This is a genomic window from Streptacidiphilus sp. P02-A3a (assembly GCF_014084105.1).
Classification (GTDB): domain Bacteria; phylum Actinomycetota; class Actinomycetes; order Streptomycetales; family Streptomycetaceae; genus Streptacidiphilus.
Genome location: NZ_CP048289.1, coordinates 7,645,855 through 7,672,257, shown reverse-complemented (window position 1 = coordinate 7,672,257; position 26,403 = coordinate 7,645,855). Strand labels below are relative to the sequence as shown.

The following is a 26,403-nucleotide window of genomic DNA, read 5'->3' as shown; positions in this document are numbered from 1 at the left end:
CGGCGTGGAGCGGAACGCCTGGGGGCCGCTCGACTGGTGCGCCAACGGTGTCGGCGGGGAGGAGCTCACCGCTCCCCCCGTCGACGAGGCGGGCAGTCCGGGCGACTTCGACGGTTCGGGCGACTTCGGAGGTGCGGGGGGCTTCGGTCGGCGCGGGCGCTCCCGGCGAGGGTCCGGGTCCGCCGCCGCCGACGGCGCGGACGGCGCGGACGGATCGGCCGATGAGCAGGCGGATCCGGCGGTCCGGGCGCGGGCGATCTGCCTGCGGCTGCTCACCGGATCGGCCAAGACCCGGGGGCAGTTGGCCGAGGCCCTGCGCAAGCGGGACATCCCGGACGAGGTCGCCGAGGAGGTGCTGTCCCGCTACGAGGAGGTGGGACTGGTCGATGACGCGGCCTTCGCCGAGGCCTGGGTGGAGTCCCGGCACCGGGGTCGGGGTCTGGCCCGGCGCGCTCTGGCGACGGAACTGCGCAGTCGCGGTGTCGACAACGCGGTGGTGGCCGAGGCGGTCGCGCAGCTCGATCCGGAGCAGGAGGCAGCCACCGCCCGGGCGCTGGTGGAGCGCAAGCTCCGCTCGACCGCCGGGCTGGACCGCCAGGTGCGGCTGCGGCGACTGGCGGGAATGCTCGCCCGGCGCGGCTACTCCGAGGGGCTGGCGCTGCGGGTGGTGCGCGAGGCGCTGGATGCTGAGCGGGAGCTGTGAAGAAGCTGGTAACAGTCGATCAGATTGGTTCACTATCTTGACCGTTTCGTAACCTGGACTTAGTCTCACCCATAGTGAGGAGTCACTGCGGGCGTGACTGGACTGGCCCTGCCCGCAAGCCCTTCGGTGACGCTGCGTGGTTCCTGCCGTGCGGTTCCTCAAAGGCGGAACGGGGGGTTTGTCCGATGGAGATCGCGCTGGTCGCGGGAACAGTCGTCCTGGTGGCCGTACTCCTGATGGGCTGGCTGCTGCTGCGCGGCGCGCGGGAGAGGGTCGCCGAGTGCGAACGCCGCGAGCAGCGCGGCGCCGAGCGCGAGGCCCGGCTGGACGACGAGCAGCACCGCCTGCACGAGCGGACCGTCGAGACGGCGGAGAGCCAGGCCGCGCTGGCGCGTCAGCGCGAGGAACTGCGGGCCGAGCGGGCCCGGGTGGAGACCGAGCGGCGGCTGGAGCTGGAGCGGATAGCGGGGCTGACCGCCGCCACCGCCCGGGCCGAACTGGTGCGCGGGATAGAGGAGCAGGCCAAGCGGGAGGCGGTGCGCAGCGCCCGGGAGATCGAGGCGCGGGCGCAGGCCGAGGCCGAGACCCGGGCCCGGATGATCGTCGCCACGGCGGTGCAGCGGATCGCGGCCGAGCAGACCGCGGACGCGGTGGTGTCGGTGGTGCGGCTGCCCGCCGACGAGATGAAGGGCCGGATCATCGGCCGCGAGGGCCGCAACATCCGCTCCTTCGAGGCGGTCACCGGCGTGAACCTGGTGATCGACGACACGCCGGAACTGGTGGTGCTGTCCTGCTTCGACCCGGTGCGCCGCGAGGTGGGCCGGCTGACGCTGGAGGCGCTGATCGCGGACGGCCGGATCCATCCGCTGCGGATCGAGGAGATGCACGAGCGCAGCCTGGTCGAGGTGGAGCGGGTCTGCGCGCGGGCCGGGGAGGACGCCCTGGCCGAGGTCGGGATCACCGACATGCACCCCGAACTGGTGCGGCTGCTGGGCCGGTTGCGCTTCCGTACCTCGTACGGGCAGAACGTGCTGGGGCATCTGCTGGAGTCGGCGCACATCGCCGGGATGATGGCGGCCGAAATGCGGGCCGATGTCGCGCTGGTGCGGCGCTGCACCCTGCTGCACGACATCGGCAAGGCACTCACGCACGAGGTGGAGGGCAGCCACGCGCTGATCGGCGCGGACCTCGCCCGGCGCTACGGCGAGACCGAGGACGTGGTGCACGCGATAGAGGCGCACCACAACGAGGTGGCGCCGCAGACGCTGGAGGCGGTACTGACCCAGGCGGCCGACGCCTGCTCCGGTGGCCGACCGGGCGCCCGCCGGGAGTCGTTGGAGCTGTACGCGCGCCGGCTGGAGCGGTTGGAGTCGATCGCCCGGGCGCACGAGGGGGTGCACAAGGTCTTCGCGATGCAGGCCGGGCGCGAGGTGCGGGTGATGGTGCTCCCGGACGCCGTGGACGACCTCCAGGCACAGGTGATCGCGAGGGACGTGGCCAAGCAGGTCGAGGAGGAGCTGACCTACCCGGGCCAGATCCGGATCACGGTGATCAGGGAGAGCCGCGCGACCGAGTTCGCCCGCTGACCTGATCGCCCGCTGACCTGGTCGGCAGCGGGCGTGGTCGCGGGAACGGTGGGCGTCAACCGGCCGAGGGTGTCAGGTGGCCGGGAGCGTCAGGTGGCGGGGAGCGTCAGGTGGCCGGGGGAGTCACCGGCAGTCCGGCCGCCGCCCAGGCCTGAAAGCCGCCGACCAGGTCGGTGGCCCGGTGCAGGCCCAGGGCCTGCAACGAGCGGGCGGCGAGGCTGGAGGCGTAGCCCTCGTTGCAGATCACCACCACCGGCAGGTCGTGCCCGGTGGCCTCGGGCAGCCGGTAGTCGCCCTGCGGGTCGAGCCGCCACTCCAGCTCGTTGCGTTCGACCACCACCGCTCCCGGGATGGTGCCGTCCCGCTCACGGAGCGCGGCATAGCGGATGTCCACCAGCAGCGCGCCCTCGGCCCGCGCCGCCTCGGCTGCCTGCCCGGGCGTCAGCCGTCGCAGCGACGCACGTTCCCGCTCCAGTAGCTGGTCGATGCTCTGCGGTGTCGGGCGGTCGGTCACGGTCACCACTCCTCGGGGATCTCGACCAGCGACAGCCGCAGCACGTCGCCGTTGCGCAGGTAGCGCCGCATCTTCGGCAGCGGCGGGTAGTAGCAGTGCACGGAGACCGCGTGCTGTCCGTCCGAGGGGTTGATCACCTGGTGCACGTGGTGGGCGCCGAAGGAGCGGCCCTTGCCCTCGGGCAGGCTGCGCTGCCGGTCGACGCCCTCCGCCAGTTCCAGGCTGCGCCAGCCGTCGGTGGGGATCGGCACGCCCAGCGACAGCTCGCTGAGCTCGCCGCTGGCGGTGACGAACGCGCCGCTGGAGCCGCCGTGGTCGTGCCAGCCGGTCTCCGTGCCGGGCGGCCAGCCGATGATCCAGGCCTCGCTGCCCTCGGGGCCCTCGATCCGGACCCAGGTGCGCTCGGTCGGGTGGAGTTCCAGCCGGGCGACGAGCTGCGGGTCGGCAGCCACGGCGCGGGCGAAGCCGAGCAGGTCGGCGAGGGTGGGGATGTCCGATTCGGTGAGCGTGTCTGACACGGCTGTTTCCTTCGGCGATGCGTTCCGGCGCGCTGTGCGGAGTGCGCGGGGAAGCGGCGTACGAGCGTGCGGGTGCACCGGAGGCGGCGCGTGGCAGCGCGACGGGGGTGCACGAGGGCGCGGGCAGCCGTGGGGACGCACTACCGCGCTGGTTCGCAAAGGGGGGCCGACCGCGTTACCGGCGGCGGCGCTTCGGCTAGCTGCCTGCTAGCCGGGTGTACAGAGCGCGCCCAGGTACCTGACCAGGTCGAGGTGGGTACGACGCACCAGTACGGCGCTGATCAGCGCCTTCGTGCGGGGCGTGCCGACGTCCCGGGGGGCTACTCCTGAGCCCGCCGCCGAAACACCGAGTGGCCGCTGCCACCTGCCCTGCCGCATGGGCGCAGTGTTGCACGGGGTCGCATGATCGTCAAGGTCGACCGCGGCCCGGTCCGGGTCTCAGCCACGCCCCTGATCTGCTGGAACCCGCGCCGCGGAGATCGCGTCGGTGCGCGGCGTCGGCAGCTCGGCGGAGCCGCCCCGGGCCCGGTCGGCGAGGGTCCACAGGTCGTCCGGGTGGCTGCCGCGCAGCGCCGCGACCAGGTGCCCGTCGGGGCGGATCAGCAGCACGGTGTGCGGGGCGGCGGTCGGGTACGCCTCGGTGACCAGCAGTTCGGCGGGCAGCGGCAGCGCCCGGGTGGCCTCGGTGAGCTGCGGCATCAGCCCCGCGCCGAGCCAGTAGTCGCTGGCCCAGACGGCGGTGCCGGGGGCGACCAGGACCACCAGGAACCCGCGGCCGAGCCGGGCCCGGAGCCGGTCGACGGTGCCGTCGGTGGTCACCACCTGGATGTCGGGGACGAGCACCCCGGGGCTGGTCGGCGGCAGCGTCGGGCTGAGCGCGGCGCGTCCGCCGCCGGGGTAGGCGGGGGCGGAGCCGAGTCGGCCGGTGCCGAGGCTGCCGTCCGACAGCAGGGTCGCGTTGCGCCGCAGCGATCCGGACAGCACGCTGCGGCGGGCCTCCAGCAGCGGGGTGCTGGGTTGCAGCAGCGGCCTGGCCTGGTCGGCCGAGCGCAGCCGGGCGATCACCGAGCCGCGCCGCTCCTGCTGGTAGCTGCTGAGCAGCCGCTCGGTGGCGCAGTTGTGCCAGACCAGGGCGAGCTTCCAGGCCAGGTTGTCGGCGTCGCGCAGCCCCTCGTCCAGGTTCTGCATGCCGAGCGAGCCGAGCAGGTGCGCGGCGTCGCCCGCCAGGAACACCCGGCCGACCTGGAACCGGGTGGCCAGTCGCTGCTGGACCACGTGGTCGGCCGCCGCGATCAGCTCGTACGGCGGCACCTCGCCGCCGCTCCAGTCGGCCAGGGTCCCGCGCAGGTGCTCGATCAGGGCGTCCGGGGTGAGCGCGGGCTGGCGCACCGGCAGCCGCCAGTCCAGCCGCCACACACCGTCCGGCAGCGGACGGCCGGTGACCTCGCGGGCCCCGGCGGACTGCGGCGGGTCGCGGTGCAGCAGCGCCTCGCCCGGGTGCGGCAGGTCGGCGCGGACGGTGACCACGGCGTAGTGGTCGGCGGCGGCGTGGCCGGGGAACCGGACCTTCAGCTGCCGCCGCACGACGGACCTGGGGCCGTCGCAGCCGACCAGGTGGCTGCCGCGCCACCAGGTGCGCGCGGTGCGGACGCTGACCCCGTCCGGGTCCTGCTCGAACTCGGCCACGGCGGAGCCGGGCACCAGTCGCACCAGCGGGGTCGCGGACACCGCGTCCCGCAGCCCGCGCAGCAGCCGGTGCTGGGCCAGGTGCGTCACCTCGCCCGGATCCAGTCGTAGATTGGCGAGTTCCCGACCACGCCGCAGCGTCCGCCAGCCGGTCCAGCCGCGCCCGTCGGCGGTGACCCGTTGGTAGCCGACCCGGGCCAGCAGGTCGGCGGTGTCGGCACGGAGCACGCTGGAGCGCACCGATTCGGGACACACCCCGTTGCCCTCGTCCAGGACGACGCTCGGAACCTGGTGCCGGGCCAGCGCCAGGGCCAGGGTCAGGCCGACCGGACCGGCGCCGACGATGATCACGGGGTCCACGGACGTCCCTCCAGAGACCTGCGGGTTCCGCCCCGGGCTGCGCCAGTCATACCGAGCACTGCAACAGATCACCTGGTGCGACGTCAAGCAGGGTCGGGGGTACGCCGGTTCGTGGCGCGTGCGGCCCGCGCGCCGTCCCCGTGCGCGTCGCAACCCGCGTCGCAGCCCGCGTCGGGAGCACTGGTCAGCACTTCGGGGTGCGCGCCAGGAAGTCCCGGGCCCGGGCGGTCCTCGGGACGGTGAAGAACTCGGCCGGCGGCGACTGCTCGATGATCCGGCCGCCGTCCATGAAGACCACGCGGTCGGCGGCCGAGCGGGCGAAGCAGGGGTCGTCGGTGGCCAGCAGCAGGCTCAGCCCGTCGGCGGCCAGACCCCGGGTCAGTTCCAGCGGCAGCGTCGGGGTGGGCCGGTCGAACAGCAGCAGCTTCGGGTCACCGGCCAGCGCCCGGGCGGTCGCCACCAGCTGCTGCTCCTCGTCGGAGAGCTCCCAGGGGAACTTGGCCGCGTGCTCGGCCGCGCCCACGCGCTCCAGCAGCGCGCGGGCCCGGCGCCGGGCGCCGGGCGGGGTGGCCGGCCCCCACCAGCGGAAGCGGCCGGTGGCCACGTTCTCCAGCACGGTCCGATAGGCGTCGAAGCCGAACGGGCGGAAGACCACGCCGACGCCCACTCCCACGCCCGCCCGGATCCGGGCCCGCTCGCGGCGCCGGAGCGGCAGCGCCTGGCCGTCCACGGTGATCCGGCCCGAGTCGATCCGCTCCGCCCCGTTGATGGCCCGGCAGAGCGTGGACTTGCCGGAACCCGTGGGGCCGAGCACCGCGACCACCTCGCCCCGGGCCAGGTCCAGGTCGATGTCGTTGAGCACCTGCACCATCCCGACGTGCTTGTTGACGCCGCGCAGCTGCACCAGGACGCCGGTGTCGGCGGCGGGCTGCGCCATGCGGGGACTCCCAGAGGCTACGTCGGGCGAAGGGTAGGCCGAATCGCCGGGTGTAAGGAGCACTCCCGGTGGTTTCTCATGACAACGATATGCCCGCGCTGGGACCGCTCCCGGCGATCTGAGCTGGATTTGAGCATGTGGATCGGCTGAGTTGATCGCAGCTGCATAACGGAACGCCGGGCGGAGGGGGTCTGCCCTTGACCGGAGGGCGCCCGTCGGGATGGGGTGCAGGGGCCGCCGACCGAAGAAGGAGACGACGTGCGCCTGCTCCTGGTCGAGGACGACGACCATGTGGCCGCAGCCCTGGTGACCGTGCTGACCAAACACGGCTTCGAGGTGCGCCACGCCCGCACCGGCAACGAGGCGCTGGACGCGCTGGTCCCGGACGGCCGCGGGCCGTACCGGGTGGTGCTGCTCGACCTCGGGCTGCCGGACCGGGACGGCTTCGACGTCTGCGGGCAGATCAGGCTCCGCACCGGCATCCCGGTGATCATGCTGACCGCCCGCTCGGACGTCGGATCGCGGATCCACGGCCTGAACCTGGGCGCCGACGACTACGTGGTCAAGCCGTACGACATGGGCGAGCTGCTCGCCCGGATCCACGCCGTGGCCCGGCGCGGCACGGCCCCGCAGCTGGGCCCGGACACCCCGGCGGTGCAGCAGCAGGCCGCCGCCGACCGGCTGCTCAGCGGGGGCGGCCTGGCCCTGGACCCGGCCGCCCGGCGGGCCTCGGTGCACGGCCGCGAGGTCCCGCTGACCCGCAAGGAGTACGACCTGCTGGCGCTGCTGGCGCAGAGCCCGGGCGTGGTGATCCGCCGTGAGCAGATCATCAGCGAGGTGTGGCGCAGCAGTTGGGAGGGCACCGCGCGGACGCTGGAGGTGCACATCGCCTCGCTGCGGCACAAGCTGGCGGTGCCCGCGCTGATCGAGACCGTCCGGGGCATCGGCTACCGGCTGGTGGTCCCGTCCGCTCCGCCCGGGGGCACGGCACCCGGCGGCGCGGGCCAGGGCTGATGCGCAACCGCCTTCTCGGCATCCTGCTCGCCCTGATGGCCTGCGTGCTGCTGGCCCTCGGCCTGCCGCTGGCGGTGAGCGTGGCCGCGGCCGAGCAGCAGCAGACCCTGGTCGACCGGATCGACGACACCGCCCGCTTCGCCGACCTGGCCCAGGACCCGATCGGCCAGTCCGGCACACCCACCGCCGAGGAGCAGCTGCGCACGCTGCAGTCCGAGATCCAGCGCTACTACCAGGTCTACGGCGGCCGGGTGGGCGTCTTCGAGCTGAGCGGCCGACCGATCACCGCGCAGCCCGGCAGCTGGACCGACGCCGCCGCCGGCGGCTCCGCCTCGGCGTTCAGCCAGGCGCTGGACGACCGGCGGAGCACCAATCCGGCCCAGGTCTGGCCGTGGCAGTCGGGCCGGCTGCTGGTGGTGGCCTCGCCGGTGGTCTGGGACGGCGACGTGGTGGCGGTGGTGGTGACCGAGTCGCCGACCGGCGGCCTCGGTTCGCGGATCCTGCACCGCTGGATGCTGCTGGCCGGGGGCGAGGCGGCGGCGGTACTGGTGGCCGTGGTGGCGGCGGTGACCCTGACCGCGTGGGTGCTGCGTCCGGTCCAGGACCTGGACAAGGTCACCCATGACATCGCCACCGGGCGGCTGGCCTCGCGGGTCGCCCCGGCCGGTGGGCCGCCGGAACTGCGGCGGCTGGCACGGGCGTTCAACGAGATGGCGGACCATGTCGAGCAGGTGCTCGACCAGCAGCGGGCCTTCGTCGCGGACGCCTCGCACCAGCTGCGCAATCCGCTGGCGGCGCTGATGCTCCGGGTCGAGGCGATGGGCATGGAGCTGCCGGAGGGCAGCGAGCAGGAGTTGGCCGGGGTCCGGGTCGAGGGCCGTCGGCTGGCCCAGGTGCTGGACGACCTGCTGGGGCTGGCCGTGGCCGAGCACACCGGCCCGCGCGGCGAGCCGACCGACCTGGCCCGGCTGGCGGCGGACCGGGCCGACGGCTGGCGTCCGCTCGGCCGCGAGCGCGGGGTGGAGCTGCGCTGCGAGCCGCCCGCCGCCCCGGCGCTGGGCCTGGTGGATCCGGTCGGCTTCGGCAGCGCGCTGGACGCGGTGATCGACAACGCGCTCAAGTTCAGCCCGGCGGGCGGGGAGGTCACGGTCGCGGTGACGGCCACGGCGGAGCGGATCGCCGTGGCCGTCAGCGACACCGGTCCCGGCCTCACCGAGGAGGAGGCGGAGCGGATCGGCGACCGCTTCTGGCGCAGTCCGCGCCACCAGAACGTCGACGGCTCCGGCCTCGGCCTGTCGATCGCCCGGACCCTGCTCGCGGCCGGTGGCGGCACGCTGGCCTTCGGCCCGCGCGCGCCCGGCGGCTCGGCGGACCCGGACAGCGGCGGCGGGACCGGACTGACGGTCACCCTGTCCGTGCCCCGGGCCTGAGGCCCCGGCGGCTCCGGGCCCGGAGCCCGGACAGGGGCTCAGCGCACCCGGCACAGCACCTCGCCGTGCGGGATGGTCAGCCAGCCGTCCGGCTCGGCCGCCCAGGCCCGCCAGCCGTCGGCGATCCGCTGCCGGTCCGCCTCGGTGGCGAAGCCCTCGCGCTCGGTGTGCGCGGCGAACGGCGAGTTGCTGACCCGCTCCGCCCACAGGTCGCCCCACCAGGCGCGCTCCGACTCGGAGGCGTAGCACCAGGTGCTCGCGCCCGGGGTGATCTCGGTGAATCCGGCCTCGCGCGCCCAGGCGTGCAGGCGGCGCCCGGCGTCCGGTTCGCCGCCGTTGGCCCGGGCGGTACGCCGGTACAGCTCCTGCCACTCGTCCAGGGCCGGCAGTTGCGGGTACCAGAAGAAGGCCGCGTAGTCGGAGTCGCGGGCCGCGACCACGCCGCCCGGTCGGCACACCCGGCGCATCTCCCGCAGCGCCTGCACCGGGTCGGCCACGTGCTGGAGTACCTGGTGGGCGTGCACCACGTCGAACGAGTCGTCGGCGTAAGGCAGTTCGTGGACGTCGGCGACCTCGAAGACGATGTTGGAGACACCCGCGTCGGCGGCGTTGCGGGCGGCCTGCTCCAGGATGCCGGGGGCGTTCTCCACCGCGGTGACCTGGCCGGGGGCGACCAGCGCGGCCAGGTCGGCGGTGATCGTGCCGGGGCCGCAGCCGACGTCCAGCAGCCGCTGGCCCGGCTTCAGCTCGGGCAGCAGGTAGGCGGCGGAGTTGGCGGCGGTGCGCCAGCTGTGCGAGCGCAGCACGGAGGGGTGGTGGCCGTGGGTGTAGACGGCGGACTTCTCGGTCATGGGGTGGCTCCTGGCGGTCAGTCAGTGGACTTCCGATGGAAAGGACTCTAGAAGATGTCTCGCAGAGCGAGAAGATCTGTCTCGCATTCTGGTCATGTGGACATGTCCGGGGCATTGACCCTGCCAGTGGCCACTGACACATTGGAGGCTGGGAACGAGCGTCCGTGGAGGGAGCCCGATGATCGCCGAGGCCAGGGAGTTCCGCGTCAGCGCCGAGGACGTCGAGCTGGCGGTGGTCGAGGCGGGTGACCCCACCCGCCCCACCCTGCTGTTCCTGCACGGCTACCCGGACAGCAAGGAGGTCTGGGAACCGGTGATGGCCCGCCTCGCCGACCGCTACCACGTGGTCGCCTACGACGTCCGGGGCGCCGGCGCGTCCACCGCGCCCGCGCCGCGCGCCGACAGCTACCGGCTGGAGCGGCTGGAGGACGACCTGCTGCTGGTCCTGGACGCGCTCGCGCCCTACGGCCCGGTGCACCTGGTCGGCCACGACTGGGGGTCGGTCCAGGGCTGGGAGTTCGCCACCTCGCCCCGGTTGCGGGGCGGTCTGGCGTCGTTCACCAGCGTCTCCGGACCCTGCCTGGACCACTTCGGACTGTGGGCCGCCGACCGGCTGCGCGAGCCCAGCGGCGCCCGGCTCGGGCAGCTGCTCGGCCAGGGCCTGCGCTCCTGGTACGTCTACGCGCTGCACACCCCGCGGCTGCCCGAGGCGCTCTGGCGCGGGCCGCTGGGCCGCCGCTGGCCCGCGCTCCGCCGGGCCATGGAGCGGCTTCCGGCCGCCGACGACCGCAGCCCGGCCACCCTGCCCGAGGACGCCGCCAACGGCGCCTGGCTCTACCGCGCCAACGTCCGCGAACGGCTGCGCCACCCGCGCGCCGACCGGGTGGCCACCGTCCCGGTGCAGCTGATCGTGCCGACCCGCGACCCCTACCTGTCGCCGCGGCTCTACGACGACCTGGACCGCTGGGCCCCGGTGCTGCGCCGCCGGACGGTGGACGCCGGGCACTGGCTGCCACTCACCCGCCCGGACCGGCTGGCCGAGTGGATCAGTGAGTTCGTGGACGGAGTGCGCAGCGGAAGCGTCCCCTCCGTCTCCCCGGAGCGGCCTCCGGCGGTACGCTCGGGGCCGCATTGAGCACGAATCGGTCAGCGGGGGAGGGCGCGGTGTGACGACTATGCCGCAGCAGCGCGTGGAGTACCGGATAGACGACCTGGCGCGAGCAGCCGGGACCACGGTCCGCAATGTCCGCGCCTACCAGGACCGGGGCCTGCTGCCGCCCGCCGTGCGGCGCGGTCGGGTCAACGTCTACCAGCAGGCGCACCTGGAGCGGCTGCACCTGGTCGCCCAACTGCTGGACCGGGGCCACACCCTGGCCGGGATCAAGGAGCTGCTGGACGCCTGGGACAGCGGGCGCGGCCTGGGCGGGGTGCTCGGCCTGGTGGCCGAGGTCACCGCGCCCTGGACCGACGAGGAGCCGACCGTGCTCACCCGCGCGGCGCTGGTGGCGGCCTTCCAGGGGGTCGAGGACGAGCAGGCCATCGCCGCCGCCGTCCGGCTCGGCGTGCTCCAGCCGGACGAGCCCGACTCCTTCGTGGTGCCCAGCCCGGGCCTGCTCAGCGTGGCCGTGGAGCTGTACGAGCTGGGCGTGCCGCTGCCCGCGATCGTGGCCCACCTGGAGGAGCTGCGCGGCGACATCGACCATCTGGCGCGGCGCTTCGTCGAGTTCAGCGCCGTCCACATCTTCGTCCGCTATGCGGGACACCAGCTGACCGACACCGAGGCGGCCGAGGCGGTGGGCACCGTCCGCAGGCTGCGACCGCTGGCACAGTCGGTGGTCGACGCGGAACTGGCCCGGGCGATGCGCAGCGAGGCCACCAAGCTGCTGGACGCGGCCGTCGCCGGACCGCTGCGGCAGCTGGTCCGCGACGGCTTCGACGACCCGCGCGCGGCGCTGCCCGAGGGCCAGGGACCGTCCGAGGGCCAGACCGCCCGAGGTCAGTGACGGCCGGGGGTCAGTGACGGCCCGAGGTCAGTGACGGCCCGGGGTCAGGGCTTGACCGAGACGTAGTAGCGGCGGGCGCCCTCGGCCAGCGGCAGCGGGTCGGTGTAGATCGCCGAGCGGATGTCCACCATCTGCGCCGGGTGCACCTGCACCCCGATCGCGTCCCGGCTGTCGATCAGCACCCCGGTCATCCGCTCCACCAGCCCGGCGGGCACGTCGTCGCGGGTCACCATCAGGTTGGCCACGGCCAGCGTCTGCACCGCCTCGTCCGGCGACATCCCCGGATAGGCGCTGGTCGGCATCGTCGAGCTGCGGTAGACCTGGATGTCCCGGGCGGCCGGGTCCTGGTCCCCGGCCAGCGTGTCCATCGCGGTGGCCAGCTGGCCCAGCGGGACCAGCCGCACCTTCATCTGCCTGCTGAGCGTGGTCACCGCCGAGCTGGGCAGCCCGCCGGACCAGAAGAAGGCGTCGATCCGGCCGTCGCGCAGCTGCGTCGGGGCGTCGTCGATGCCCAGCGGCACCGTGGTCAGGTCGCCCCGGGCCGGATCGAGCCCGGACACCTGGAGCACCCGCTCCGCGATCAGCGCCACCCCGGAGTCCGCCTGGCCCACCGCGACCGTCCGGCCGCGCAGGTCGGCCACCGAGTGGATCGGCGAGTCGGTCGGCACCACCAGCTGCACGTAGTCGTCGTACAGCCGCCCCAGCGCCCGCAGCCGTCCGGCGCCGGGGCTGGTGAAGTGCGCCACCGCGTCGGCCGTGGCGATTCCGAAGTCGTCCTGTCCGGCCAGGATCCGCTGGAGGTTCTCCGGCCCGCCCGCGGTCGGGTCGAGCCGCAGCGTCACCCCCGGTATCTCCCGCTGCACCACCGGCTTCAGCAACTGCCCGTACAGCGCGTAGACGCCGCCCGCGGAGCCGGTGGCCATGCCGAAGGTCCCGGCCGGACAGGACACCCCGTCCGGCGTCGCCAGCCACCACGACAGCGCCGCCGCGGCCAGCACCACCAGCGCCGTCACCCCGCGCACCAGCCCCGAGCGGAGCGCGTGGCGGAGGATCCCGGGAGTGGTGGACATGCGGTGATCCTGCCAGCACCGCCCCCGCAGCGAAACCCGCGGCGAACCCGGGACGGTGCCCGCGACGGAGCCCGCTCGGGGCGCGCTCCGGCTGCCCGTACCCTTGTGGGCGTGAGCGAGGCAGCAGAGATCAGCAGAAGCTACGAGATCCGTACCCACGGATGCCAGATGAACGTGCACGACTCCGAGCGGTTGTCCGGACTGCTGGAGGACGCGGGCTACCGGCGGGCCGCCGCGGGGGTAGACGCCGACGTGGTGGTGTTCAACACCTGCGCGGTCCGCGAGAAGGCCGACAACCACCTCTACGGCAACCTCGGGCAGCTCGCCTCGGTCAAGGCGGTCAAGGCCGGGATGCAGATCGCGGTCGGCGGCTGCCTCGCCCAGAAGGACCGGGAGACCATCGTCCGGCGGGCCCCCTGGGTGGACGTGGTCTTCGGCACCCACAACATCGGCCACCTGCCCGCGCTGCTGGAACGCGCCCGGGTCCAGGAGGAGGCCCAGGTCGAGATCCTGGAGTCGCTGGAGGTCTTCCCGTCGACCCTGCCGACCCGCCGCGACTCCGCGTACGCGGCCTGGGTGTCGATCTCGGTCGGCTGCAACAACACCTGCACCTTCTGCATCGTCCCGGCGCTGCGCGGCAAGGAGAAGGACCGCCGGCCCGGGGACATCCTGGCCGAGGTCCAGGCGCTGGTGGCGGAGGGCGTGGTCGAGGTCACCCTGCTCGGCCAGAACGTCAACGCCTACGGCCAGGACATCGGCGACCGGCAGGCCTTCAGCAAGCTGCTCCGGGCCTGCGGCGGGATCGAGGGACTGGAGCGGGTCCGGTTCACCTCGCCGCACCCCAAGGACTTCACCGACGACGTGATCGCGGCCATGGCCGAGACCCCGAACGTGATGCACCAGCTGCACATGCCGTTGCAGTCGGGATCGGACGCGGTGCTGCGGGCGATGAAGCGCTCCTACCGCCAGGAGCGCTACCTCGGCATCATCGACAAGGTCCGCGCGGCCATGCCGGACGCGGCCATCTCCACCGACATCATCGTGGGCTTCCCCGGCGAGACCGAGGCGGACTTCGAGCAGACCATGCACGTGGTCCGCGAGGCCCGCTTCGCCCAGGCCTTCACCTTCCAGTACTCCAAGCGCCCGGGCACCCCGGCCGCCGAGATGGACGGGCAGATCCCCAAGGAGGTGGTCCAGGAGCGCTACCTGCGCCTGGTCGCGCTCCAGGAGGAGATCTCCTGGGAGGAGAACAAGAAGCAGGTCGGGCGGACCGTCGAGGTGCTGGTCGCGGAGGGCGAGGGCCGCAAGGACCAGCACACCGACCGGCTCTCCGGCCGGGCCCCGGACAGCCGGCTGGTCCACTTCACCCGACCGGAGCAGCCGGTCCGCCCCGGGGACATGACCACCGTGGAGATCACCTACGCCGCGCCGCACCACCTGCTGGCCGAGGGCGCGCCGCTGGGCGTCCGGCGGACCAGTGCCGGGGACGCCTGGGAGCGGCGGCGGCAGGCCGCCGCCGCCAAACCGGCCGGGGTGATGCTGGGCCTGCCGACCGTGGGCGTGCCCGCGCCGCTGCCGCCGTCGGCCGCCCCGGCCTGCGGCTGAGGCGGCGGGCCGCCGGGCGCGGCGGGCCCGGTAGGGTCGTCCCATGCTGGTCGCCGCTGCCGTCTGCCCCTGCCCGCCGCTGCTCGTGCCCGAGGTCGCCTCGGGCGCGGCGGCCGAACTGGACGACCTGCGGGCGGCCTGCGACGCCGCGCTCGGCGCGGTGCTCGCGGCCGGGCCGGAGCTGCTGGTGGTGGTCGGGCCCGGCACCGACCACCAATGGTGGGACCAGGGCGCGGTCGGCAGCTTCCAGCCGTTCGGGGTGGACCTGCGGGTGCGCCTCGGCTCCGGCGGCGACCCGGCCGCCGAACCCTCGCTGCCGCCGTCGCTGGCGGTCGGCGCCTGGCTGCTGGAGCGCTCCGGCTGGGCCGGTCCGGTGCGCGGGCTGACCGTTCCGGACCACCTGGAGCAGCGGCTGTGCGCCGAGAACGGCCGCCAGCTGGCCGACGCCGCCGAACGGGTGGGGCTGCTGGTGCTCGGCGAGGGCAGCGCCCGGCGCTCGCTCAAGGCCCCGGGCTACCTGGACGAGCGGGCCGAGGGCTTCGACGCCGGGGTCGCCCGCGCCCTGGCGGCGGACGACCCGGCGCCCCGGCTGGCCGCGCTGGACGACGAGCTGGCCTTCGCGCTGATGGCCTCGGGCCGCGCCCCCTGGCAGGTGCTGGCGGGCGCGGCGACGGGCGGCCTGCGGGCGTCCCTGAGCTACCGGGCGGCCCCGTACGGGGTCGGCTACCTGGTGGCCGACTGGACCCCGGCCTGACCGACGGACCCCCGCGCCGGCGGGTCGGCGCCCGCGGTCAGGGCGCCGCGGGGCCCGGGGTCGGGGGCTGCTCCGGCGGGGTGACCGTCTCGCCCGGGACGACCGGCTTGTCCTGGCCCAGACCGTCCAGGGTCTTCTTGGCCTTGTCACCGGCGCTGTGGATCTGGTCGCTGTACTTGCCCTTGGTGGCCTTGTCGGCCATCTCGCCGACCTTGTCCAGGCCCGAGTCGATGGTCGAGTTGTGCTTGCCCGCGAACTCGGTGGCCTTGTCCTTGGCCTGGCCGAGGGCGTCCTTGAGGTTGTCCGAGAGGCCCATGACGGCTCCTTCATAGTGGGTGGGGCACTATGCACAATCGGGCAAAGTATCCCTAACTGGTCATAGCGTACGAGTCATGGCTGATCTGTGCATCGGATGATGCGGGTTTTTGGAAGACTGTCCGCTGTGAACATCCCCCGGAATCCGCGTGTCATCACCATCGTCGGCGCCACCGCCGCCGGAAAGTCCGATCTCGGCGTGGCCCTCGCGCTGGAACTCGGCGGCGAGGTGGTGAACACCGACTCCATGCAGTTGTACCGGGGGATGGACATCGGTACCGCGAAGCTGACCCTTGAGGAGCGCGGCGGGGTGCCGCACCACCTGCTCGACGTCTGGGACGTCACCCAGGCGGCCAGCGTCGCCGAGTACCAGCGGATGGCGCGCGAGGTCATCGACGGGCTGCTCGCCCGTGGGCGCACGCCGGTGCTGGTCGGCGGCTCCGGGCTGTACGTCCGCGCCGCCGTCGACGACCTGGAGTTCCCCGGCACCGACGCCGAGGTCCGGGCCCGCCTGGAGGTCCAGTTGGCGGCCGAGGGCCCCGGGGCGATGCACCGGCGGCTGGCCGAGGTCGACCCGCTCGCGGCGGCGGCGATCCTGCCCAGCAACGGCCGCCGGATCGTCCGGGCGCTGGAGGTCGTGGAGATCACCGGCAAGTCCTTCACCGCGACCCTGCCCGGCCACGACTCGGTCTACGACACGGTGCAGATCGGGGTACGGCTGCCCCGGGCCGAACTCGACCAGCGGATCGCGCTGCGGGTCGACCGGATGTGGGAGGCCGGGCTGGTGCCGGAGGTCGAGGCGCTGGCGGAGGTGGGCCTGCGCGACGGCCGGACCGCCTCCCGGGCGCTCGGCTACCAGCAGGTGCTGGCCCAGCTCGCGGGCGAGTACGGGGAAGCGGAGGCGCGCGCCGAGACCGTCCGCGCCACCAGGCGCTTCGCGCGCCGACAGGAGTCCTGGTTCCGCCGCGACCCGCGGGTGCACTGGCTGTCCCGGGGCGCTGACGACGAACCGGGGCAGCTGCTCGGCCAGGCGCTCGAACTCATGGGCGTGCGCGGGCGGTAGGCAAGGTGTTACGGCCTGATCACGTCATGGCCACGGATCACCGCCGAGGCCAGAACGGGCGTCGACCGGTGATGTGCACGTGCCATCATCAAGCATCGGGAGTCAGCAGACCGGGTCACGGCGGCCGTCGGTCATCACCGCTCAGGGAGGCCGTGTGTCCATGGATACCGGTCCTGAGACGCACCGGTTGCCAGGTGACGCCTTCGGTACGGGCTTTGACCCCGACTTCGACCCCGACGCCCCCGGCTCCGATCCGCTCCCCGTCCTGGACCTCGGCCCGGTGACCGAGCGCGAGCTGCGCCCGGTAGGGCGGTTGAGGCTGTGGCAGATCCTGCCGATCGTCGCCGTCGCCACCGTCGGTTCGCTGATGTTCGCCTTCCCGTTGGCCTTCGAGTCCGGCGGCGGCGGCGCCGTGGTCGGCATGCTGGGGCTGCTGCTGACCGCGGCCTCGGCGGGCTGGGGCGCGATGGCCACCCGCAGGGCCGGGTACGCCTGGCCGGGCCTGCCCCGGCAGGGCTCCGGCCGCGCGGCGGGCTGGCGGGCGCTGCTCAGCTACACCGCCGTCGCCGCGCTGCTGCTGGCACTGGCGCTGTGGCGGGTCGCCCGGATCAACGGCTGACCGTCGTTCCGGCCGCCCCCGTAGGATGGGGCAGGTGAACGAGATGCTGAAGGGCCTGCGGTTCCTCAAGGGGCACGGTACCGAGAACGACTTCGTGATCGTGCCGGACCCGGACGGCCGGATCGACCTGGGCCCCGCGCAGGTGGCCCGGCTGTGCGACCGGCGTGCCGGGATCGGCGGCGACGGCCTGCTGCGGGTGGTGCGCACCGCGGTGCACCCCGAGGTCCGGCATCTGGCCGCCGAGGCCGAGTGGTTCATGGACTACCGCAACTCCGACGGCAGCATCGCCGAGATGTGCGGCAACGGGGTGCGGGTCTTCGCCCGGTACCTGGTGCTCGCCGGTCTCGCCCGCGGCGGCGAACTGGCCATCGCCACCCGCGCGGGCGTCCGGCAGGCCCGGGTCGCCCCCGACGGGCCGCGGGGCCCGGGCGCGGTGACCGTCCGCATGGGCAGGGCCGAACTCCCGGGCCCGGACGGCATCGAGGTCGCCGTGGGCGGACGCAGCTGGCCCGCGCTCAACGTGAACATGGGCAACCCGCACGCGGTGGCCTTCGTCGCGGACCTGGCCCACGCGGGCGACCTGCTCACCGCCCCGCCGGTCACCCCGGCGGAGGCCTACCCGTCCGGCGTGAACGTCGAGTTCGTGGTGGACCGGGGCCCGGGCCACGTGGCCATGCGGGTGCACGAGCGCGGCTCCGGGGAGACCCGCTCCTGCGGCACCGGCGCCTGCGCCGTGATGGTCGCCGCGGCCCGCCGCGACGGCCTCGACCCGGCGGCCACCGGCAAGCCCGCCAGCTACCTGGTGGACCTCCCCGGCGGACGCCTGGAGATCACCGAACTCGTGGACGGGACGGTCGAGATGACCGGTCCGGCGGTGATCCTGGCCGAGGGCGTGGTGGACGCCGACTGGCTGGTCGGGTAGCGGCCCGGCGCTCCGCCGCTGGATGCACAACCTGAAAGCCTTGCCCGTTCCCAAGCACTTCAAATCCCCCTAATGGGTGATCAACGTGACGTTGGGAACACACGGCGTCGCCCAGCGTGTTGCACTCGGTAGGATGGACCATCGGGGTGCCTGCCCACTCCGGTGATCGCTGCCGGAGGTGCGCATGAACATCAATGCCGGTGATCTTCCCGTCATCCCGCCCGTCATCCCGCTGGACGGCCGTAGAGCCGTCCTGCCGCCGACCGCCGCCCCGAGCGGTGGCGGTGCCCTGCGCCGCGCCCGGGCCCGCTCCGGCCTGGGCCGGGCCGGTTTCGCCGCGCTGCTCGTCGGCGCGGCCAGACCGCAGCTGCCGGACGCCCTGGAACCACTCGTCCGGGCGCACCGCAGCCACCACCCGAGAGCCGACACCGCCCTGCTCGGGCGGGCCTACGCGGTCGCCGAGGCCTCGCACCGGGGCCAGACCCGGAAGAGCGGCGAGCCGTACATCACCCATCCGCTCGCGGTGACCATGATCCTGGCCCAACTCGGCGCCGAGACCACGGCACTTGTCGCCTCGCTGCTCCACGACACGGTCGAGGACACGGCGGTGACGCTGGATCAGGTGCGCGAGGGCTTCGGCGACGAGGTGGCCTATCTGGTCGACGGCGTCACCAAGTTGGAGAAGGTCGACTTCGGTGCCGCCGCCGAGGCCGAGACCTTCCGCAAGATGCTGCTCGCCACCGGCGAGGACGTCCGGGTGATGGTGATCAAACTCGCCGACCGGCTGCACAACATGCGCACCATCCGGCACATGAAACCGGCCAGCCGGGTACGCATCGCCAAGGTCACCCGGGACGTACTGATCCCGCTCGCCGAACGGCTCGGCATCCAGGTGGTGAAGACCGAACTGGAGGACATCGTCTTCGCCACCCTCCATCCGGAGGAGTACGCCCGCACCCGCGACCTGATCGCCGCCCGCGAGGCCGCCCAGGCCGAAGCCGTGGACCCGCTGGGGGAGTTCGCCGGACAACTGCGCCGCCAGCTGCGGGAGGCCAGGATCGCCGCCGAGGTGAGCGTCCGCCCCCGGCACTGCGTCTCGGTGCACCGCACCTGGATGAACCGCTCCGAGCTGACCCCCAGCGACTTCGGCCGACTGCTGGTGGTGGTCGAGGAGAACGCCGACTGCTACGCGGTCCTGGGCGAGCTGCACACCTGCTGGACCCCGCTGCCGGGCGAGTTCAAGGACTTCATCGCGGGCCCCAAGTTCAACCTGTACCAGTCCCTGCACACCGCCGTCACCAGCGGTCCCGGTGAGGTGACCGAGGTCCTGGTGCGCACCGAACGCATGCACCGGATCGCCGAGTTCGGCGTGGTCGCGCTGGACACCCCGGGTGCCTGCGGGGCGGACGCGGCCGAGGTCGAACGGGACGAGCTGGACCGCACCGACCCGGCCCGGCCCGGCTGGCTGTCCCGGCTGCTCGACTGGCAGCGGGAGACCCCGGACGCGGACACCTTCTGGTCCGCGCTCACCGCCGACCTCTCCGGCGACGGCGAGCTGACCGTGGTCACCGAGGGCGGTCGAAAACTGCAGCTCCCGGTCGGATCGAGCTGCGTGGACGTCGCCTACGCGCTCGGCGAGGACGTCGGCCACCGCTGTATCGGCGCGCGGCTCAACGGCCGGTTGACCGCGCTGTCCACGCCGTTGCACGACGGCGACTCGGTGGACGTCCTCACCGAGACCGGTGAACCCGGCGGTCCGGCCCCGGAATGGCTCGCTCACGCCCGTACCCCGTCCGCACGGATCGCCATCGAACGCTGGCTGGCCGAGCATCCGGCCGCCCCGGCCGAGGCGGAGCTGCTGGCGACCGGCCCGCTGCCGGGCTCGCTCCGGGCGGCCGAGGCGCCCCGCCCGCAGCTCCAGCCGCTGCCCCAGCCCGCGGCGGCGGTGACCGCGGCCGCGCTGCCCGGGGCGCCGGTCCGGCTCGCCCGCTGCTGCACCCCGGTCCCGCCGGACGACCTGCTCGGCTTCGCGATCCGCGGCGGCGCGGTCGCCGCCCACCGCCGCGACTGCCGCACCGGCATCGGCATGGCCACGGCCGGGCGCCCCCCGATCGAGCTGAGCTGGACCCACGACGCCGCCCCCAGCGGCTACCGGGTCACCGTCCGGGCCGACGCCCTCGGGCGGCCCCGGCTGCTGGCCGACCTGACCGCCGCGATGTCCGCCACCGGCGTCGACATCGTCTCCGCCTCGGTCGAGCCGCCGCAGGAGCTCCGGGTCAGGCACACGTACACGGTGGAGCTGCCCGACTCCGGCGCGCTGCCGGAGCTGATGCGGGCCATGCTGCGGGTGGCCGGGGTCTACGACGTCTACCGGGCCGGACCGCAGGGGGTGGAGTCCGCCGGGAACGGGGATACCAGCGGTGACGCCGGAAATGGGGATGACCGCTCCGGAGCGGCCGTGCGACCATCGTCACCGGGAATGAGCGCTGACACCGCGACGTTCTCAGAGACAGTTCCACCGAACGCCTCACACTAAGGATGCAATGACCTCCACGTTCGAAGCCCGCGACGCCGCCGAACCCCGCCGTGCCGAGGCACTGATGGACGAGGACCTCGCGGGAGGACTCGGACAGGGCATTGGCGGCGGATACCGCGACAACGAGTACGACGGCGAGCAGTACGACCGAAGCGACCGCGCGGCCCTGCGCCGCGTCTCCGGCCTCTCCACCGAGCTGGAGGACGTCACCGAGGTCGAGTACCGGCAGCTGCGCCTGGAACGCGTGGTCCTGGTCGGAGTCTGGACCGACGGCACGGCCGAGGAGGCGGAGAACTCCCTCGCGGAGCTCGCCGCACTGGCCGAGACGGCCGGCTCCGAGGTGCTGGCGGGCGTGATCCAGCGCCGCGACCGGCCCGACCCGGCCACCTACATCGGCTCCGGCAAGGCCAAGGAGCTCCGGGACATCGTCCTGGAGAGCGGCGCCGACACCGTGGTCTGCGACGGCGAGCTCAGCCCCGGCCAGCTGATCCACCTGGAGGACGTGGTCAAGGTCAAGGTCGTCGACCGGACGGCACTGATCCTCGACATCTTCGCCCAGCACGCCAAGTCCCGGGAGGGCAAGGCGCAGGTCTCGCTCGCCCAGATGCAGTACATGCTGCCCCGGCTCAGGGGCTGGGGCGCGTCGCTGTCCCGGCAGATGGGTGGTGGCGGCGGCTCCTCGGCGGGCGGCGGCGGTGGCATGGCCACCCGTGGCCCCGGTGAGACCAAGATCGAGACCGACCGGCGCCGGATCCGCGAGAAGATGGCGAAGCTCCGCCGGGAGATCGTGGACATGAAGAAAGGCCGCGACACCAAGCGGCAGGAGCGCAAGCGCCACCAGGTCCCGTCGGTGGCCATCGCCGGATACACCAACGCGGGCAAGTCCTCGCTGCTCAACCGGCTCACCGGAGCCGGGGTGCTGGTCGAGAACGCGCTGTTCGCCACGCTGGACCCGACCGTCCGCCGGGCGGAGACCCCCAGCGGCCGGGTGTACACCCTGGCCGACACCGTCGGCTTCGTCCGGCACCTGCCGCACCACCTGGTCGAGGCCTTCCGCTCGACCATGGAGGAGGTCGCCGACGCCGACCTGATCCTGCACGTGGTCGACGGCTCGCACCCCGAGCCCGAGGCCCAGCTCGCCGCCGTCCGCCAGGTCATCGTGGAGGTCGACGCGCAGAAGGTGCCGGAGATCGTGGTGATCAACAAGGCCGACGCGGCGGACCCGGAGGTCCTCCAGCGGCTGCTGCGCCGCGAGCCCCACGCCATCGTGGTGTCCGCCCGCAGCGGGCAGGGCATGGCCGAACTGCTCCAGCTGATCGACGACGAGCTGCCCCGGCCCTCGGTCGAGGTGCTGGCGCTGGTCCCCTACACCCGGGGCGACCTGGTCTCCCGGGCCCACCGGGAGGGGGAGGTGCTGGTCGAGGAGCACACCGGCGACGGCACCCTGCTGACCGCGCGGGTGCTGCCGGACCTCGCCGCCGAGTTCGAACGCTTTGCGGTGGCCGCCCAGACCGGCTGACCGCGCACCGCCCGCACACGACGGCCGCCCCCCTCCGCCCGGAGGGGGCGGCCGTCGTGTGCGGGCCTTCTGGTGTGGGGCCTTTCGTGTGAACTCTGGGTACCCCCGACCCGGCGCGTGATCAACGGGCCGCTCGGTCGTTTGACCGGGTGGGCGTGACTCCACCGGATGACCGGCAGTGCACGGCCCGGGGTCGGGCGCAGCCCCCGCGCTGCGTCCCGGCGCCACGCCGCGGGCCGCACCGGACGGGCCCCAGCCGCGAGGAGGAGCCCAACCCGTGCAGCCGCCCGTCGCCGAGCCGCCCCCCGGTACCACGCCGGCTCCCGCCACACCGCCCGCCGGTGCCGGGGGCCCCGGCCCGGACGGCGGAGTGCGGCTGGACGAGCTGGCCGGGGGTGCGGGCGAGGCGTTGCGTTCGCTGGTGGCCGACGTGCTCGACGCGCTGCGGGCGGGCGCCGCGCGCCGGGGCGGCCCGCTGCCCACCGGCGGTCCCGCCGCCGTCGCGGCCGGCCTCGCCGCGCTGCTCGACCCGGCCGCCCTGCTGCCCGACCGCGGCGACCCCGCCGCGCTGGGCCTGCTCACCGAGGCACTGGCGGCCACCGCCGCCGATCCGGCCGATCCGGCCTGCGCCGCGCACCTGCACGTGCCTCCGCTCGCCGTGGCCGTCGCGGCCGACCTCGCCGTCTGCGTCGTCAACCCGTCGCTGGACTCCTGGGACCAGGCCCCCGGCGGTGTCTCCGTCGAACTCGCCACGCTGCGCGCCCTGGCCGGGCTGGTCGGCCTCCCCGCCGCCGCCACCGGCGTGTTCACCAGCGGTGGCACCGAGTCCAACCTGACCGCGCTGCTGCTCGCCCGGGACGCGCTGCCGCGCGCGGACCTCACCGCCGGACGGCTCACCGTCCACTGCTCGGCCGCCGCGCACTTCTCGGTGGCCCGCGCCGCCGCCGTACTCGGCCTCGGCCCGGAGGCCGTCGTCCGGGTCGACACCGACCGGGCCGGGCGGATGGACCCGAGAGTGCTGGACTGGTCGCTCGGCGACGCGCGCGCCGAGGGCCGGGTGCCGATGTGCGTGGTCGCCACGGCGGGCAGCACCGACCTCGGGGCGATCGACCCGCTGCGCACCGTCGCCGCCGTGGCCGGCAGGCACGGCGTGCGGTTGCACGCCGACGCCGCCTACGGCGGGGGCGCACTCTTCTCCCGCCGCCTGGCGCCGCTGCTGGACGGCCTGGAGCTCGCCGACACGGTCGGTCTCGACCTGCACAAGCTCGGCTGGCAGCCGATCGCGGCCGGGGTACTGCTGGTCCGTGATCCGGCGCTGCTGGACCCGTTGGAGCAGCGCGTCGCCTACCTCAACCCCGACGACGACGAGCAGGCCGGGTACCCCTCGCTGCTCGGCCGCTCGCTGCGGACCACCCGGCGTCCGGACGCCTTCAAGGTCGCGGTCACCCTGCGCGCCCTCGGCCGGGACGGCCTGGGCGCGCTGGTCGACCGCTGCCACCAGCTGGCCCGGTACGCCGCCGGGCGGATCTCCGCCGAGGACCGGCTGGAACTGACCGCCGAACCGGTGCTGACCACGGTGCTGTTCCGCTACCTGCCCCGGCACGGTGAGCCGGACCAGGTCAACGCCGCGCTGCGGCGGCGGCTGCTGGCCGGGGGCCGGGCCGTGGTCGGGCGGACCGACCTCGGCGACGGCCTGGTCCGGCTGAAGCTCACCCTGCTCAACCCGCACGGCACCGAAGCCGACGTCGACCGCCTGCTGGCGCTGGTCCTGGCCGCAGGAGCACAAGAAGACCAGGAGCCCCCCTCGTGAGCACTGCCGCCGCCAGCGGTCTCCCCGCCCAGACCCGCGCCGTCGTCGCGTCGGAGCCCGAGGACCCGCTGCTGCACCCCGACGCCGCCGTGGCCGCCGACTGCGCCGGTACCGAGAACCTGCTCCGCTGCTGGGTCCGCGAGACCGGCCTGGTCGAGCCGCCGGACGGCACCCTGCGGGTGGCGCTCGGCGACGGGCTGACGCTCAGCGTGCCGGTCCGCCACTGGTCGGCCACCGGCTGGCACCGCTTCGGCCGGGCCCGCCTCGGCCTGGACCGCGGCCCGGACGACAATCCGACCGGCGGTGCCGGACACCCGGTGGACGCGGTCACCGTCTCCGCCCTGCTGGCCCGCGCCGCCGCCGCCACCGACCCGGCCGCCACCGACGGCGGTTCCCCCCGCCACACCGCCGAGCTCGCCGGACGCGTCGCCGACTCGGTGCGCCGCACCGCCCGCTTCCTCACCGACCGGCGGGACACGCCGCAGCCGACCCCGGGCACCAGCCCGTTCCTGGCCACCGAGCAGGACCTGCTGCTCGGCCACCCGCTGCACCCCACCCCCAAGAGCCGCGAGGGGCTCGGCGAGGCCGAGACCGCCGCCTACTCCCCGGAACTGCGGGGCGCGTACCGGCTGCACTGGTTCGGCGTCCACCGGGCGCTGCTGGCGCAGGACTCGGCGCTGTCGCGGCCGAGCGCCGGGATCACCGCCGACCTCGCCCGCGACCTCGCCCCGGATTTGCCGCCGGACACGGTGGCGCTGCCGCTGCACCCCTGGCAGGCCAGGGAACTGTCCCACCGGGCGGAGGTCCGGGCGCTGCTCGACGACGGCCGACTGCGTGACCTCGGCCCGTCCGGCCCGCCCTGGTACCCGACCTCCTCGGTCCGCACCGTCTACCGGCCCGACTCACCCTGGATGCTGAAGCTCTCACTCGGCCTGGCCATCACCAACTCCCGCCGGGAGAACCTGCGCAAGGAACTCCACCGGGGGCTCGAAGTGCACCGGCTGCTGGAGGCGGGACTCGGCCGCGAGTGGCGGGCCGCGCACCCCCGCTTCGACATCGTCCGCGACCCCGCCTGGATCGGCGTGGACCTGCCGGTCACCGCCACCGACGACGGTCCCGGCGGCCGGGCCGCGGCCCTCCCCGGCCTGGACACGGTCATCCGGCTGAACCCCTTCGGCCCCGGCGACCGCGCGCACTGCGTCGCCGGGCTGGTCGCGGGCACCCCGGTCGGCTCCCGGCTGGGCGCGCTGCTGCGCCGCCTGGCCGCGCGCACCGGTCGGCCCACGGCCACGGTCGCCGCCGAGTGGTTCCGGCGCTACCTGGACGCGGTGGTACTGCCGGTGCTCTGGCTGGACGGCCAGGCCGGTATCGCGCTGGAGGCCCACCAGCAGAACAGCCTGGTGCTGCTGGACGCGCACGGCTGGCCCGAGGGCGGTCGCTACCGCGACAACCAGGGCTACTACTTCCGTGACTCGCACGCCGACGCGCTGCGGGCCAGGCTGCCCGGCATCGGCGCACAGAGCGACACCTTCGTCCCGGACGCCGTCGCCGACGAACGCTTCGGCTACTACCTCGGGATTAACCACCTCCTCGGTCTGATCGGTGCGTTCGGTGCGCAGCGACTCGCCGACGAGCGGGTGCTGCTGGCCGCGCTGCGCCGGTTCCTGAGCGGCCGGGGCGCCGCTGCCAGCGGCTCGGGGCTGCCCGAACTGCTGCTGGACGCACCGGTGCTGCGCTGCAAGGCCAATCTGCTCACCCGGCTCGGCGGCCTGGACGAGCTGGTCGGCCCGGTCGCGACCCAGTCCGTCTACGTGGACCTCGCCAACCCCCTCGCCGCGGTGGACAACCGCCGGACCGCGGGAGCCACCCGGTGAACCACCGGCCCCGACCCGAGGGCGCGGTCGTCCCCACGCCCGCACCCGCCGTCCCGGCCCAGAAGAAGCCGCGGCCGCTGCTCCGGCTGCACGGCGCCGACCTGCTCGACGGCGTCGCCCGCTGGGGCCAGATGGACACCGCCGTCGGCCAGTTCCGGCTGCACCCGGTCCGACTGCCCCGGGATCTGCGGATCCTGGTCCAGTGGATGAACGACCCGGTCGTCGCCGCCTTCTGGGAACTTTCCGGACCAGCACAACTGACGGAACGTCATGTACTGGCGCAGCTCGACGGCGACGGCCGCAGCGTCCCCTGCCTGGGCCTGCTCGACGGCGTCCCGATGAGCTACTGGGAGGTCTACCGGGCCGACCTGGACCCGATCGCCCGGCACTACCCGGCCCGGCCGCACGACACCGGTCTGCACCTCCTGCTCGGGCCGCCGCAGCAGCGGGGCCGGGGCAAGGGCGGCGTGCTGCTGCGCGCCGTGGCCGAGCGCGCGCTGCGCGAGCGGCACAGCGCGCGGCGCGTGGTCGCCGAACCGGACATCCGGAACCTCCCCTCGATCCGGGCCTTCCTCAAGGCCGGATTCCGCTACGACCGGGACCTTCCACTCCCGGAGAAGCACGCCGCCCTGCTGATCCGCGACCGCTGCTGACCGCCGCCCGGCGGTCGCCGCCGCCCACGGCCGTCGCCGCCGCGCGCGAGACCCCTGTCCC

At 74.3% G+C, this 26,403-nt stretch carries 23 protein-coding genes; 16 read left to right on the top strand and 7 right to left on the bottom strand.

Annotation, left to right across the window (positions count from 1 at the left end; all coding sequences use genetic code 11):
- Positions 1-4 precede the first annotated feature (4 nt).
- Both recX and rny read left to right on the top strand, forming a co-directional pair.
- Positions 5-703, top strand: a complete 699-nt coding sequence (gene recX, locus GXP74_RS32280) for a recombination regulator RecX (RefSeq protein ID WP_182454804.1) — start codon at positions 5-7, stop codon at positions 701-703.
- A 185-nt stretch (positions 704-888) separates the two neighbouring features.
- Positions 889-2,289 carry a ribonuclease Y gene (rny, locus tag GXP74_RS32275; RefSeq protein ID WP_182454803.1) on the top strand — a complete coding sequence of 467 codons (1,401 nt, stop codon included), beginning with the start codon at positions 889-891 and terminating at the stop codon, positions 2,287-2,289.
- 106 nt (positions 2,290-2,395) lie between these two features.
- On the opposite strand, the gene GXP74_RS32270 is transcribed toward rny, so the two are convergent.
- From GXP74_RS32270 to GXP74_RS32250, 4 genes are all read right to left on the bottom strand, one after another.
- Positions 2,396-2,803 carry a rhodanese-like domain-containing protein gene (locus GXP74_RS32270; protein WP_225448356.1) on the bottom strand — a complete coding sequence of 136 codons (408 nt, stop codon included), beginning with the start codon at positions 2,801-2,803 and terminating at the stop codon, positions 2,396-2,398.
- 2 nt (positions 2,804-2,805) lie between these two features.
- Positions 2,806-3,321: a cysteine dioxygenase gene (locus GXP74_RS32265; protein WP_182454801.1), complete on the bottom strand. Its 516-nt coding sequence runs from the start codon at positions 3,319-3,321 to the stop codon at positions 2,806-2,808.
- A gap of 438 nt (positions 3,322-3,759) precedes the next feature.
- Positions 3,760-5,367 carry an FAD-dependent monooxygenase gene (locus tag GXP74_RS32255; RefSeq protein WP_182454799.1) on the bottom strand — a complete coding sequence of 536 codons (1,608 nt, stop codon included), beginning with the start codon at positions 5,365-5,367 and terminating at the stop codon, positions 3,760-3,762.
- 184 nt (positions 5,368-5,551) lie between these two features.
- On the bottom strand, positions 5,552-6,304 hold the full coding sequence (locus tag GXP74_RS32250) for an ATP-binding cassette domain-containing protein (RefSeq protein ID WP_182454798.1): 753 nt from the start codon (positions 6,302-6,304) through the stop codon (positions 5,552-5,554).
- 258 nt (positions 6,305-6,562) lie between these two features.
- Between GXP74_RS32250 and GXP74_RS32245 the strand changes: the two genes are divergently transcribed.
- Complete coding sequence (locus GXP74_RS32245; RefSeq protein ID WP_182454797.1) at positions 6,563-7,318, top strand: response regulator transcription factor; 756 nt, start codon at positions 6,563-6,565, stop codon at positions 7,316-7,318.
- Positions 7,318-8,748 (top strand): HAMP domain-containing sensor histidine kinase, encoded by a 1,431-nt coding sequence (locus GXP74_RS32240; RefSeq protein WP_182454796.1) that lies wholly within the window; start codon positions 7,318-7,320, stop codon positions 8,746-8,748. Before GXP74_RS32245 ends, GXP74_RS32240 begins: the two co-directional genes overlap by 1 nt.
- A 38-nt stretch (positions 8,749-8,786) precedes the next feature.
- Here the strand turns inward: GXP74_RS32240 and GXP74_RS32235 are convergent, their stop codons facing one another.
- Positions 8,787-9,599: a class I SAM-dependent methyltransferase gene (locus GXP74_RS32235; RefSeq protein WP_182454795.1), complete on the bottom strand. Its 813-nt coding sequence runs from the start codon at positions 9,597-9,599 to the stop codon at positions 8,787-8,789.
- A gap of 178 nt (positions 9,600-9,777) precedes the next feature.
- Between GXP74_RS32235 and GXP74_RS32230 the strand changes: the two genes are divergently transcribed.
- On the top strand, positions 9,778-10,734 hold the full coding sequence (locus GXP74_RS32230) for an alpha/beta fold hydrolase (protein WP_182454794.1): 957 nt from the start codon (positions 9,778-9,780) through the stop codon (positions 10,732-10,734).
- Positions 10,735-10,774: 40 nt separating this feature from the next.
- A complete protein-coding gene (locus GXP74_RS32225) occupies positions 10,775-11,602 on the top strand; it encodes a MerR family transcriptional regulator (protein ID WP_182454793.1) in 828 nt (275 codons plus the stop codon).
- 44 nt (positions 11,603-11,646) lie between these two features.
- On the opposite strand, the gene GXP74_RS32220 is transcribed toward GXP74_RS32225, so the two are convergent.
- Positions 11,647-12,672 (bottom strand): TAXI family TRAP transporter solute-binding subunit, encoded by a 1,026-nt coding sequence (locus GXP74_RS32220; RefSeq protein WP_182454792.1) that lies wholly within the window; start codon positions 12,670-12,672, stop codon positions 11,647-11,649.
- A 111-nt stretch (positions 12,673-12,783) separates the two neighbouring features.
- On the opposite strand from GXP74_RS32220, the gene miaB reads away from it, so the two are divergent.
- Together miaB and GXP74_RS32210 are read left to right on the top strand one after the other, a co-directional pair.
- The gene (miaB, locus tag GXP74_RS32215) at positions 12,784-14,277 is read left to right on the top strand and encodes a tRNA (N6-isopentenyl adenosine(37)-C2)-methylthiotransferase MiaB (RefSeq protein WP_255528180.1); all 1,494 of its coding nucleotides are present in this window, start codon (positions 12,784-12,786) and stop codon (positions 14,275-14,277) included.
- Positions 14,278-14,320: 43 nt separating this feature from the next.
- Positions 14,321-15,031, top strand: a complete 711-nt coding sequence (locus GXP74_RS32210) for a class III extradiol dioxygenase subunit B-like domain-containing protein (protein WP_182454790.1) — start codon at positions 14,321-14,323, stop codon at positions 15,029-15,031.
- Between the two features lie 37 nt (positions 15,032-15,068).
- On the opposite strand, the gene GXP74_RS32205 is transcribed toward GXP74_RS32210, so the two are convergent.
- Positions 15,069-15,347 (bottom strand): antitoxin, encoded by a 279-nt coding sequence (locus GXP74_RS32205; protein ID WP_182454789.1) that lies wholly within the window; start codon positions 15,345-15,347, stop codon positions 15,069-15,071.
- Positions 15,348-15,473: 126 nt separating this feature from the next.
- Between GXP74_RS32205 and miaA the strand changes: the two genes are divergently transcribed.
- The 8 genes from miaA to GXP74_RS32165 all read left to right on the top strand — a co-directional run bounded on the left by miaA (position 15,474) and on the right by GXP74_RS32165 (position 26,342).
- On the top strand, positions 15,474-16,409 hold the full coding sequence (miaA, locus tag GXP74_RS32200; RefSeq protein ID WP_225448355.1) for a tRNA (adenosine(37)-N6)-dimethylallyltransferase MiaA: 936 nt from the start codon (positions 15,474-15,476) through the stop codon (positions 16,407-16,409).
- A 154-nt stretch (positions 16,410-16,563) separates the two neighbouring features.
- Positions 16,564-17,028: a hypothetical protein gene (locus tag GXP74_RS32195; protein ID WP_370468487.1), complete on the top strand. Its 465-nt coding sequence runs from the start codon at positions 16,564-16,566 to the stop codon at positions 17,026-17,028.
- 25 nt (positions 17,029-17,053) lie between these two features.
- Complete coding sequence (dapF, locus tag GXP74_RS32190) at positions 17,054-17,950, top strand: diaminopimelate epimerase (RefSeq protein ID WP_370468486.1); 897 nt, start codon at positions 17,054-17,056, stop codon at positions 17,948-17,950.
- Positions 17,951-18,134: 184 nt separating this feature from the next.
- The gene (locus GXP74_RS32185) at positions 18,135-20,486 is read left to right on the top strand and encodes a bifunctional (p)ppGpp synthetase/guanosine-3',5'-bis(diphosphate) 3'-pyrophosphohydrolase (RefSeq protein WP_182454787.1); all 2,352 of its coding nucleotides are present in this window, start codon (positions 18,135-18,137) and stop codon (positions 20,484-20,486) included.
- 7 nt (positions 20,487-20,493) lie between these two features.
- On the top strand, positions 20,494-22,005 hold the full coding sequence (hflX, locus tag GXP74_RS32180) for a GTPase HflX (protein WP_182454786.1): 1,512 nt from the start codon (positions 20,494-20,496) through the stop codon (positions 22,003-22,005).
- 277 nt (positions 22,006-22,282) lie between these two features.
- The gene (locus GXP74_RS32175; RefSeq protein WP_225448353.1) at positions 22,283-23,815 is read left to right on the top strand and encodes a pyridoxal-dependent decarboxylase; all 1,533 of its coding nucleotides are present in this window, start codon (positions 22,283-22,285) and stop codon (positions 23,813-23,815) included.
- Positions 23,812-25,689: an IucA/IucC family siderophore biosynthesis protein gene (locus GXP74_RS32170; RefSeq protein ID WP_182454785.1), complete on the top strand. Its 1,878-nt coding sequence runs from the start codon at positions 23,812-23,814 to the stop codon at positions 25,687-25,689. The genes GXP74_RS32175 and GXP74_RS32170 overlap by 4 nt, the downstream gene beginning before the upstream one ends.
- Complete coding sequence (locus GXP74_RS32165; RefSeq protein WP_370468485.1) at positions 25,686-26,342, top strand: GNAT family N-acetyltransferase; 657 nt, start codon at positions 25,686-25,688, stop codon at positions 26,340-26,342. The genes GXP74_RS32170 and GXP74_RS32165 overlap by 4 nt, the downstream gene beginning before the upstream one ends.
- Positions 26,343-26,403: the final 61 nt, after the last annotated feature.

Bases quoted from the DNA above. Each gene is read 5' to 3' on its own strand.
- rny (WP_182454803.1), top strand. From the start codon at position 889: ATGGAGATCGCGCTGGTCGCGGGAACAGTCGTCCTGGTGGCCGTACTC.
- GXP74_RS32250 (WP_182454798.1), bottom strand. From the start codon at position 6,304: ATGGCGCAGCCCGCCGCCGACACCGGCGTCCTGGTGCAGCTGCGCGGC.
- GXP74_RS32240 (WP_182454796.1), top strand. From the start codon at position 7,318: ATGCGCAACCGCCTTCTCGGCATCCTGCTCGCCCTGATGGCCTGCGTG.
- GXP74_RS32235 (WP_182454795.1), bottom strand. From the start codon at position 9,599: ATGACCGAGAAGTCCGCCGTCTACACCCACGGCCACCACCCCTCCGTG.
- GXP74_RS32230 (WP_182454794.1), top strand. From the start codon at position 9,778: ATGATCGCCGAGGCCAGGGAGTTCCGCGTCAGCGCCGAGGACGTCGAG.
- GXP74_RS32225 (WP_182454793.1), top strand. From the start codon at position 10,775: ATGCCGCAGCAGCGCGTGGAGTACCGGATAGACGACCTGGCGCGAGCA.
- GXP74_RS32220 (WP_182454792.1), bottom strand. From the start codon at position 12,672: ATGTCCACCACTCCCGGGATCCTCCGCCACGCGCTCCGCTCGGGGCTG.
- GXP74_RS32210 (WP_182454790.1), top strand. From the start codon at position 14,321: ATGCTGGTCGCCGCTGCCGTCTGCCCCTGCCCGCCGCTGCTCGTGCCC.
- GXP74_RS32205 (WP_182454789.1), bottom strand. From the start codon at position 15,347: ATGGGCCTCTCGGACAACCTCAAGGACGCCCTCGGCCAGGCCAAGGAC.
- dapF (WP_370468486.1), top strand. From the start codon at position 17,054: ATGGGGCAGGTGAACGAGATGCTGAAGGGCCTGCGGTTCCTCAAGGGG.
- GXP74_RS32185 (WP_182454787.1), top strand. From the start codon at position 18,135: ATGAACATCAATGCCGGTGATCTTCCCGTCATCCCGCCCGTCATCCCG.
- hflX (WP_182454786.1), top strand. From the start codon at position 20,494: ATGACCTCCACGTTCGAAGCCCGCGACGCCGCCGAACCCCGCCGTGCC.